This is a genomic window from Streptomyces sp., assembly GCF_050698815.1.
GTDB lineage: Bacteria > Actinomycetota > Actinomycetes > Streptomycetales > Streptomycetaceae > Streptomyces.
Window position 1 is genome coordinate 1 of the sequence record NZ_JBOHCV010000377.1, and the last position, 8,711, is coordinate 8,711.

An 8,711-nucleotide genomic window follows, 5' to 3' on the forward strand; every position below is an offset into this window, starting at 1 on the left:
GCGTACGTCAGCGGGGGAGGCCAGACGATCGGCACTCTCACGGACGGGGTGGGGCGGCGCCATCTCAGCAGGCGATCGGCCTTGAGGAGCGACCGTGTGGGGAGCGCCCATACGAAGTCAGTCGCCGTCTTGACCGGATAGACCCGCCAGGTTCCGAACGACCCCCGAGAGCAAGTCGCCATGCGCAGGCTGGTCGCCCAACGCCGCCACCGTATGCGGCGTTTCGGCTGGCCCGCCGTGGTGTTCTTCGTGGTCATGCTGTGGGGACTGCCTGTGGCGTTCGCCGCGCTCGGCCGATGGACGGTGGCCGCGTTCATGCTCATCTTCGGACTCGCTTTCGGCGGCTACCTGCTCTGGGCCAACACCCGCATACGTCGCCACTGTCGCCGTATGGATGAGGCCCTCGGCTCGGCACCGCCGACCGCCGATCCGGCCGTCAGCTGAGCGGCTGCCGAGCCCGATGCCCTTCACAGGGGTAGCGAGCCCAGGCCGACCGCTATCACGTGGTCGGTCCCGGTCTCAGAGGCGCGCTCATGCCGCCCAGTTCGGGTGCGCCGAGGGGACCGAGGGTTTAGCATCCGCTGAAGATCACCTTCTGGGGGCATCACGATGGACGACGCCGAGCTGCGGCACCTGCGCCGCTGCCTGGAACTGGCGACCGAGGCTCTGGAGGCGGGCGACGAGCCGTTCGGTTCCGTGCTCGTTGCCGCGGACGGGACGGTCCTGGCCGAGGGCCGCAACCGCGTGGCGCTCGGCGACCGGACCCGCCATCCGGAGTTCGAGCTGGCGCGCTGGGCCGCGGCGAACATGACCCCGGAGGAGCGGACGGCGGCGACCGTCTTCACCTCGGGTGAGCACTGCCCGATGTGCGCCGCCGCGCACGGCTGGGTCGGACTGGGCCGCATCGTTTATGTGAGCTCTTCCGAGCAACTGACGGTCTGGCTCGCAGAGTTGGGGGCTTCCGCGCCTCCCGTGCGGCCCCTCCCGATCCGGGAAATCGTCCCCGGCGTCGTGGTGGAGGGCCCGGTTCCCGGGCTGGCGGAGCAGGTACGTGAACTGCACCGCCGCTTCCACAGCACGTCCTGAGAGCAGGAACAGCTGTGTGCCCAGCTCCCCCGTAGTGACCGTGTTGCCTCGGGGCGAGTGTTCGGCATTGGTCGTCGTTGGCCCATGTCGAGCGGCCTGCGCTCGCCGAGCCGGCGGAGGACGCAGGCCTCTACTCGTGGTGGAACTCGGTGCGGGGTGCGTGCGCTTGTGCTGAACTTGCCGGCATGGAGTACTCCCGGATTCTCGACTGCCTCGCGGTCGACTTCGCCCGTCTGCGGGCCGTCGCGTCGATCGATCTCACTGCGGCGGTGCCGAGTTGTCCCGGCTGGACCGTCGCCGACCTGGCCCGCCACGTCGGCGAGGTGTACTTGCACAAGGCCCTGGCCATGCGCGAGGGCGCCGAGCCCCCGTGGCCGCCGCCGGGCGAACTCGCCGACGAAGAGCCGTTGGCGTTGCTCGACCGGGCGTACGCCGGGCTGCTTGAGGAGTTCGCCGCCCGCAAGCCGGCTGATCCGGCGGGCACTTGGTACGCCCCGGACCAGACCGTCGGCTTCTGGATCCGGCGGATGGCGCAGGAGACGGTCATCCACCGCATCGATGCCGAACTCGGCGCGGGGCAGCCGGTCGAGCCGGTCCCGGCCGACCTCGCCGTCGACGGCATCGACGAGCTCCTCGAGATCTTCGTGGCGTACGGCGTCGCCGAGTGGGGCGACTACTTCACCGGCATTCTGGACGGCTCGCCGGGCCGCACGTACCTGGTGCGTACCGACGGAGCGGCATGGCGGGTGCGGACGGGCCCCGGGCTGTTCGCCGTCGAGGGCGGTGCCGGCGACGACACGGCCGATGTGACCGTGAGCGGTCCGCCGTCGGCCGTACTGCGCTGGGTGTGGAACCGGGAGAGCCCCGGCGAGCCGGCCGGTGTGACGGTCGAAGGGGCCCCGGAAGGAGTCGAAGAGCTGCGGCGCTGCATCGTCATGGCGACCCAGTGAGGCCGATCAGGGTGCGCTGCCGGACGCGAGCCAGCGCTGGAAGACCTCGATCCGCTCCGGCGGCCAGGCAAGTTGGTCCGGGGCAGAAGCGCCGGCCGGCGGCGAAGCAACCAAGGCTTTGAGAACACCAGTTACCAAACTGGGACACTCCGCGCGGTGCCAGGGGGCACGGCCTGCAGCCGGCGCATCCATGTCGGCCGGTCTGCGCCGCCCGGCAAGTGCCCCCCCGATGGCCGGGAACCGGCCGACGGCGGGGTGCGTCCTGGCGGGAGACCTCTGTGGTGCGACCCGGCGGCCGGATCAGGACCGTACGGATCGACGTACGCAGGATGACCGTTCGAAGGGGAACCCATCGTGGGCAAACGTAAGGCGTATCGGGCCGCGCTTGTCGGGGCGACGGCCATGGGGCTGTTGGTCGCCGGGTACGGCAGTGCTCAGGGCTCGGCGGCCGAGCAGCCCGGCAAGGCGGCGCAGCACTCGAAGACGGAAGCCGGCACCTACCCGGGGGAGTTCGAGTCGACTCTCCGGCTCAGCGACGGCCGCCGGGTCCACGCACGTCTGGTGGAGGGCAAGGGCCTGCAGGAACGGCACCAGGCCGCCGGGGCGACCAAGTGGAGCGCGTGGCAGACGCTCTACAAGACAGCGGAGGACCGCTGTCAGGGCGTGAAACTCGCCGAGGTCGAGGGCACTGTCTCGCTGATCGCCGACTTCGGTCAGTACTGCTACGACGGGGAGCCCCCCACGGAGTCGCTGGCGGGAGTGGGCACCGGCGATCTGTCCGACTGGGACCTGAAGATGACCGAGGACTTCGACGGCTGGAAGGACACCAGCATCGCTGACGACGGCAGCAGGGTCCTCTTCATCTACGACAGCGACTCCGGCCTCTTCTACCTCCGCTGGGAACAGAGCGAGGGCTTCTCGGAGGTCCACTTCCCCGAGGAGTGACCGGGAGGAGCGGTAAGAGCGATACGCGGAACGGTGCGGGAGAACCGAGGGGTCTCCCGCACCGTCCTACCGCGGTGTCAGCCCGCTGCCGGGTCCGCCGTGCGCAGCCACACCGTCGTCTCCCCGGGGAGCTGCCCACCGGTCCCCAACGGTCCGCTGCTCAGCAGCACTTCACCGTCGGGAAGCGGCGCGGCCTCGGTGCTGAAGTTGGTCACGCAGTGCCAGCCGTCGGGGCGGACGAAGTGCAGCAGGCCCGCCTCCTCCGTTTCCGCGGAGCTGATCCAGCGGAGTGACTCGTCCGTGCCCACGAGCTTGTGCCGTAGCCGCAGTGCCTCGCGGTAGAGCTCCAGCGTGGAGCCCTCCTCGCCCTCCTGGGCCTCGACCGACTGGGCGCCGAAGTCCGCGGGCTGGGGCAGCCACGGGTCGCCGCCGAAGCCGAACGACGTGCCCCCGCGGGTCCACGGAAGCGGTACGCGGCAGCCGTCGCGGCCCTTCCGGGTGTGCGAACTGCGCTCCCACACCGGGTCCTGAAGGTCCTCCTCGGCGATGCCGGCAGCCTCGGGCAGGCCCAGCTCCTCGCCCTGGTACATGTAGGCGGACCCCGGCAGGGCCAGCTCCAGCAGGGTCGCGGCTCGCGCCCGGCGCAGCCCGCGTTCGGTGTCGGCCCGGGGTTCGGTGCCGCCACTGAGCAGCCATGCCTCGTGGTCGGCGTCGTCGGGGAGCGCGAAGCGTGAGGTGTGCCGGATCACGTCGTGGTTGGAGAGCACCCAGGTGGCGGAGGCGCCCGCCTCCTGGGCCGTACGCAGCGAGACGTCGACGACGGAACGCAGCTCGGTGGCCGACCAACCGGTCTTCAGATACTCGAAATTGAACGCCTGACCCAGTCCTTCGGGGCGCGCGTACAGCACCAGGCGGTGGTTCTGTACATAGGCCTCTGCGACACCGACGCGCGGCGGGTCGTATTCGTTGAAGACCTCCCGCCACTCCCGGTAGATCTCGTGCACCTCGTCGCGGTCCAGGAACGGGTGGGTGCCGTCCTCGATGCTTTCCATCTGCTCGCGGTAGGTGCGGTTCCCCATGTCGCGCAGCGGGTCGGAGAGGTCCTTCACCAGCGCGTTCGCCACGTCGATACGGAATCCGTCCACGCCCCGGTCGGACCAGAAGCGCAGCGTCTTGCGGAAGTCGGCGCGTACTTCGGGGTTGTCCCAGTTGAGGTCGGGCTGCTCGGGCGCGAAGATGTGCAGATACCACCAGCCGTCGGGGAGCCGGTGCCAGGCGGGGCCGCCGAAGGCGGACTGCCAGTCGGCGGGCGGGAGTTCACCGTTCTCACCCTTGCCCTCGCGGAAGATGTAGCGCTCCCGCTCCGGTGAACCCGGGGCCGCCCGCAGCGCCGCCTGGAACCACTCGTGGTCCTCGGAGGTGTGGTTGGGGACGATGTCGACGATCACCTTGATGCCGAATCGGTGGGCTTCGGCGACCATCGCGTCGAAGTCCTCAAGGGTGCCCAGCCGCGGGTCGACGTTGCGGTAGTCGGCGACGTCGTAGCCGCCGTCGGCCAGGGCGGAGGGATAGAACGGGCTCAGCCAGACGGCGTCGATGCCGAGTTCGGAGAGGTAGGGCAGCCGCGAGGTGACGCCGGGTATGTCGCCGAGGCCGTCACCGTCGGAGTCGGCGAAGCTGCGGGGGTAGATCTGGTAGACGGCGGCCTGGCGCCACCAGTCGGGGCCGTTCTGGCGGTGGCCGGAGGGGGGCGTGGTCAGGTCGTTCACGTGAATCCTCGCGATGCGATCTGGTGCGGTGCTGTGCTGTGTTGTGCGATTCGGTGCCCGAAAGCCGTACGACAGGGGCGCTTACAGCGCGAGCCACACCGCGGCGTCCGGAGCCAGCCGGCCGTCGTCGAGCTCTCGACTCGCGAGCAGCACCTTGTCGTGCTGCGGCAGCCGATACGGCTCGGTCGAGAAGTTGACGACGCACGCGAAGCCGGGTTCGCGGTGGAAGGCGAGCACTCCCTCGGGGGCGTCCCGCCAGGTCAGGCCGCCATCCCCGAGGGCAGGGTGGGCGTGGCGTAGCTGCAGGGCGCGGCGGTAGAGCTCCAGCATGGCGGCGTCGTCACCGGTCTGGATCTCGACGCTGTGCTCCTTCCAGTGCGCAGGCTGCGGCAACCAGGGCTTGCCGGTGGCGCCCTCGGGACTGAAGCCGAAAGACGCGCCCTCCCCGGTCCACGGGATGGGCACGCGGCAGCCGTCACGTCCGCGGTCGGTGTGCCCGGATCGCTCCCACATCGGGTCCTGCAGGACGTCTTCGGGTAGATCCTCGACCTCCGGCAGGCCCAGCTCCTCACCCTGGTAGATGTAGGCGCCGCCGGGGAGGGAGAGCAGCAGCAGGGCGGCCGCGCGGGCCCGCCGCATTCCGAGTTCGAGGTCGAGGGGGCCGTCGGGCAGGTAGCGCTCGTTGGCCACCCACTTCGTCACCGCCTCGCGGCCGAAGCGGCTGGGGTGGCGCACGACGTCGTGGTTGGAGAGCACCCAGGTGGCCGGTGCGCCGACTGCGCCGAGCGTGGCGAGCGAGTCGTCAATGACCGCCCGCAACTGCTTGGGGCTCCAACTGGCCATCAGAAAGTCGAAGTTGAACGTCGTGTGCAGACCGTCCCGCCGTACGTAGGCGGCGAGCCGGTCGGGGGTCTCCGCCCAGGCTTCGGCGACGAACGACCGGTCGCCGGGGAACTCATCGGCCACCCGGCGCCACGCGCGGTAGATGTCGTGCACCTCGTCGCGGTCCCAGTGCGGGTGAGCCACCCGCTCCTGAGGAGCCGGGCCGTCCGGGTCGATGCGGGGCGGCAGATCAGGCAGCTCGGGGTGCTTTATCAGGCCGTGCGCCACGTCGATACGGAATCCGTCCACTCCACGGCTGAACCAGAACCGCAGGATGTCCTCGAACTCCGCCCTGACCTCCGGGTGCTCCCAGTTGAGGTCCGGCTGCTCGGGGGCGAACAGATGCAGATACCACTGCCCGTCGGGCACCCGGGTCCAGGCCGCACCACCGAAGACCGACCTCCAGTCATTGGGCGGCTCGGCGCCTTCGGGTCCGCGGCCGGCCCGAAATATGTAGCGTTCCCGCTCGGGGCCGTCCGGCCGGTCGGACAGCGCGGCCCGGAACCACTCGTGCTGATCGGAGGTGTGGTTCGGCACGATGTCGGGGATGACGCGGAGGCCGTACTGGTGCGCCTCCTCGATGAGTTCCTCGGCCTCGGCCTCGGTCCCGAATTGCGGGTCTATCTCGCGGAAGTCGGCCACGTCGTAGCCGTGGTCGGCCATCGGCGACTTGTACCACGGGTTGATCCAAATGGCGTCGACGCCCAGCGACTTGAGATATGGCAAGCGAGAGCGGATTCCGGCGATGTCACCGACTCCGTCGCCGTTCCCATCGGCGAAGCTGCGGATGTAAACCTGGTAAATGACGGCACTCCGCCACCACGGTGCGGTGCTTGGCATGCTGCTGCGTCCTCCTTCGAGTAAGTGATCCGCGGAGAAGGCCGGGCTATTTCGCCGAACCGGAGGTGAGGCCGGAAACGATCCGACGCTGGAAGACGATCACCATGACTACGAGCGGGAGGGTGACGAGAACGCCCGCCGCCATCTGGCTGCCGAACGGGATCTCGAAATCAGAGGCCCCGGAGAACTTGGAAACGGCGACCGGTGCGGTCTGCATGTCCTCCTTGTTCGTCATCGTCAGGGCGATGAGGAATTCGTTCCAGGCGATGATGAAGACGATGATCGCGGTGGTGAACAGGCCGGGCGCGGCAAGTGGAATGATGATCTTGCGGAAGGCCTGGCCACGCGTGCAGCCGTCGACCATGGCCGAGTGCTCGAGTTCTTCCGGCATCTGCCGGAAGAAGGTGGTGAGGTTCCATACCGCGAGCGGCAGCGCGAAGGACATGCTGGGCACGATCAACGCCTGATAGGTGTTGATCCAGCCCATGTCCGTGAACAACTTCAGCAGCGGGACCACGATCGACACCACGGGAAACATCGAAGTAGCGATGATCACCGTGAGCACCACACGCTTGAAGCGGAACCTGAGCCGCGCCATGGCGTAGGCGGTGAAGGTGGCCAGCACCAGAGCCACGGACGTGGTGACGCCGGCCACGACGATGCTGTTGATCATCGCCTTGGTGAACGACTGGGAGGGGTCGAAGACCGCGAGGTAGTTCTCAAGGGACGGGTGGCTGGGGAGCGGCGAGTTCTCGAAGATGTCCGAGGTACGCCGCAGGCTGGACACCACCATCCAGTAGAACGGGGCCAGGCAGTAGATGAGGACGACGGCGACACCCATATACGGAAGCCACTTGCGGATCTTTGCCGGGATGGTCATGCCTCAACCTCCGTGCGACGTCGCGTCAGCCACCGGCGGCGGCGTTTGGGGGTGTCGTCGTCGCGGACGAGATCGGTGCCCAGCAACTGGACAAAGGCGAGCGCGATCAGGAAGACGTAGATGAAGAGGACCACCGCGTATGCCGCAGCCGGTCCGAACCGCACATTCGACGCCTCGTCCTGGGCCAGCATGGACAACGTCTCCACCGAAGCCTTCTTCGCGCCGATGAGGACGTAGGGAAGGTCGAACATCCGCAGCGCGTCCAGCGTCCGGAACAGCACGGCCACCAGCAGCGCGGGCTTCACCAGGGGCAGGGTGATGTTCCAGAACTGGCGCAGTGCGGTGGCCCCGTCGATCCGGGCGGCTTCGTAGACCTCTTTGGGGATCACCTGGAGGCCGGCCAGTACGAGCAGACCGATGAACGGGGCGGTCTTCCACACCTCGGCGATGATGACGGCGGCCTGGGCCTGGAATCCCTCCGTGGTCCACAGGATCTGCTTGCCGATGAGCGCGTTGGCCACGCCGTCGCTGTTGAATATCCAGCGCCACAGGATTGCGGAAATGGCGGTGGGGATCGCCCATGGGATCAGGATGCTGGCACGGATCAGTGACCGGCCCTTGAAGGCCTTGTGCATGATCAGCGCCATACCCACACCGATCACTGTTTCCAACGCGACCGTGGTGACAGTGAAGAACGAGGTGTTCCAGAAGGCGTTCCAGAATCGGGAGCCCGCCTCCCCGAAGATGTCGGCGTAGTTGGACAAGCCCACGAACGGTTCCGTCTTGCTGACGAACCCCGTCTCCGGGTCCAGGCCCGCGGTGCCGTAGAGCGAATCCTTGAGCGCCACGATCGTGGGGTAGAGCACGACGATCGTCAGCACCAGCAGCGTGGGGGAGACCAGCAGCGCCGCCATCCGCGTCGATCCCGAAGTCGCCCCGGCCCGCCAGCGCCGACGCTTGGCCGGCGCCGGCGGGCCGCTGGGCGAACTGCCGCCCGAGCGGTCGTGCGACGACTGATCCGCACTGGCTGTCGCACTGCCGCCAGGGTTATGCGTTTCCACCATGAGCGGGCCGCTCCTTACTGCTGCGCCGTGGGCTTCTGAAGGGCCTTCTGGAGGTCCTTCAGGGCCTCAGCACTGCTCTTGGTGCCCGTCATGGCGGCGTAGGCCTCCTTCTGCATCGCACTGCTCGCGTCGCCGTAGTTGACGACGCGGGGACGCGGCTCGGCGCTCAGAATCGACTTCTTGAGCGTGGGCAGGTACGGGAACTTCTTCACCAGCGCCTTTTCGCTGTAGAGGCTCTCGTAAGGCGGCGCGAGAGAAGCCTCCTCGAGGGCGGTTCGGGCCTTCTGCTCACTGG

8 protein-coding genes and 1 pseudogene are annotated in these 8,711 nt (G+C 68.4%); 4 read left to right on the top strand and 5 right to left on the bottom strand.

Features of this window, described 5'->3' with window-relative positions; genetic code table 11:
* Positions 1 to 180: 180 nt before the first annotated feature.
* From ACRDP3_RS13705 to ACRDP3_RS13720, 4 genes are all read left to right on the top strand, one after another.
* Positions 181 to 444 carry a hypothetical protein gene (locus ACRDP3_RS13705; RefSeq protein WP_431517195.1) on the top strand — a complete coding sequence of 88 codons (264 nt, stop codon included), beginning with the start codon at positions 181 to 183 and terminating at the stop codon, positions 442 to 444.
* 165 nt (positions 445 to 609) lie between these two features.
* Entirely contained in the window at positions 610 to 1,086 is a 477-nt protein-coding gene (locus ACRDP3_RS13710) for a nucleoside deaminase (RefSeq protein ID WP_431517196.1), read from the top strand.
* A gap of 185 nt (positions 1,087 to 1,271) precedes the next feature.
* Positions 1,272 to 2,036, top strand: a complete 765-nt coding sequence (locus ACRDP3_RS13715) for a maleylpyruvate isomerase family mycothiol-dependent enzyme (RefSeq protein ID WP_431517197.1) — start codon at positions 1,272 to 1,274, stop codon at positions 2,034 to 2,036.
* 354 nt (positions 2,037 to 2,390) lie between these two features.
* A complete protein-coding gene (locus ACRDP3_RS13720; RefSeq protein ID WP_431517198.1) occupies positions 2,391 to 2,981 on the top strand; it encodes a hypothetical protein in 591 nt (196 codons plus the stop codon).
* Positions 2,982 to 3,058: 77 nt separating this feature from the next.
* Here ACRDP3_RS13720 and ACRDP3_RS13725 read toward each other — a convergent pair whose 3' ends face one another.
* From ACRDP3_RS13725 to ACRDP3_RS13745, 5 genes and pseudogenes are all read right to left on the bottom strand, one after another.
* Positions 3,059 to 4,741: a glycoside hydrolase family 13 protein gene (locus ACRDP3_RS13725; protein WP_431517202.1), complete on the bottom strand. Its 1,683-nt coding sequence runs from the start codon at positions 4,739 to 4,741 to the stop codon at positions 3,059 to 3,061.
* Positions 4,742 to 4,831: 90 nt separating this feature from the next.
* Positions 4,832 to 6,472 carry a glycoside hydrolase family 13 protein gene (locus tag ACRDP3_RS13730; RefSeq protein ID WP_431517199.1) on the bottom strand — a complete coding sequence of 547 codons (1,641 nt, stop codon included), beginning with the start codon at positions 6,470 to 6,472 and terminating at the stop codon, positions 4,832 to 4,834.
* Positions 6,473 to 6,518: 46 nt separating this feature from the next.
* Complete coding sequence (locus ACRDP3_RS13735) at positions 6,519 to 7,352, bottom strand: carbohydrate ABC transporter permease (protein WP_431517200.1); 834 nt, start codon at positions 7,350 to 7,352, stop codon at positions 6,519 to 6,521.
* A complete protein-coding gene (locus ACRDP3_RS13740; RefSeq protein WP_431517201.1) occupies positions 7,349 to 8,416 on the bottom strand; it encodes a carbohydrate ABC transporter permease in 1,068 nt (355 codons plus the stop codon). The genes ACRDP3_RS13735 and ACRDP3_RS13740 overlap by 4 nt, the downstream gene beginning before the upstream one ends.
* Before the next feature lie 14 nt (positions 8,417 to 8,430).
* Positions 8,431 to 8,711 (bottom strand): annotated as a pseudogene (locus tag ACRDP3_RS13745) (ABC transporter substrate-binding protein); the annotation flags it as partial.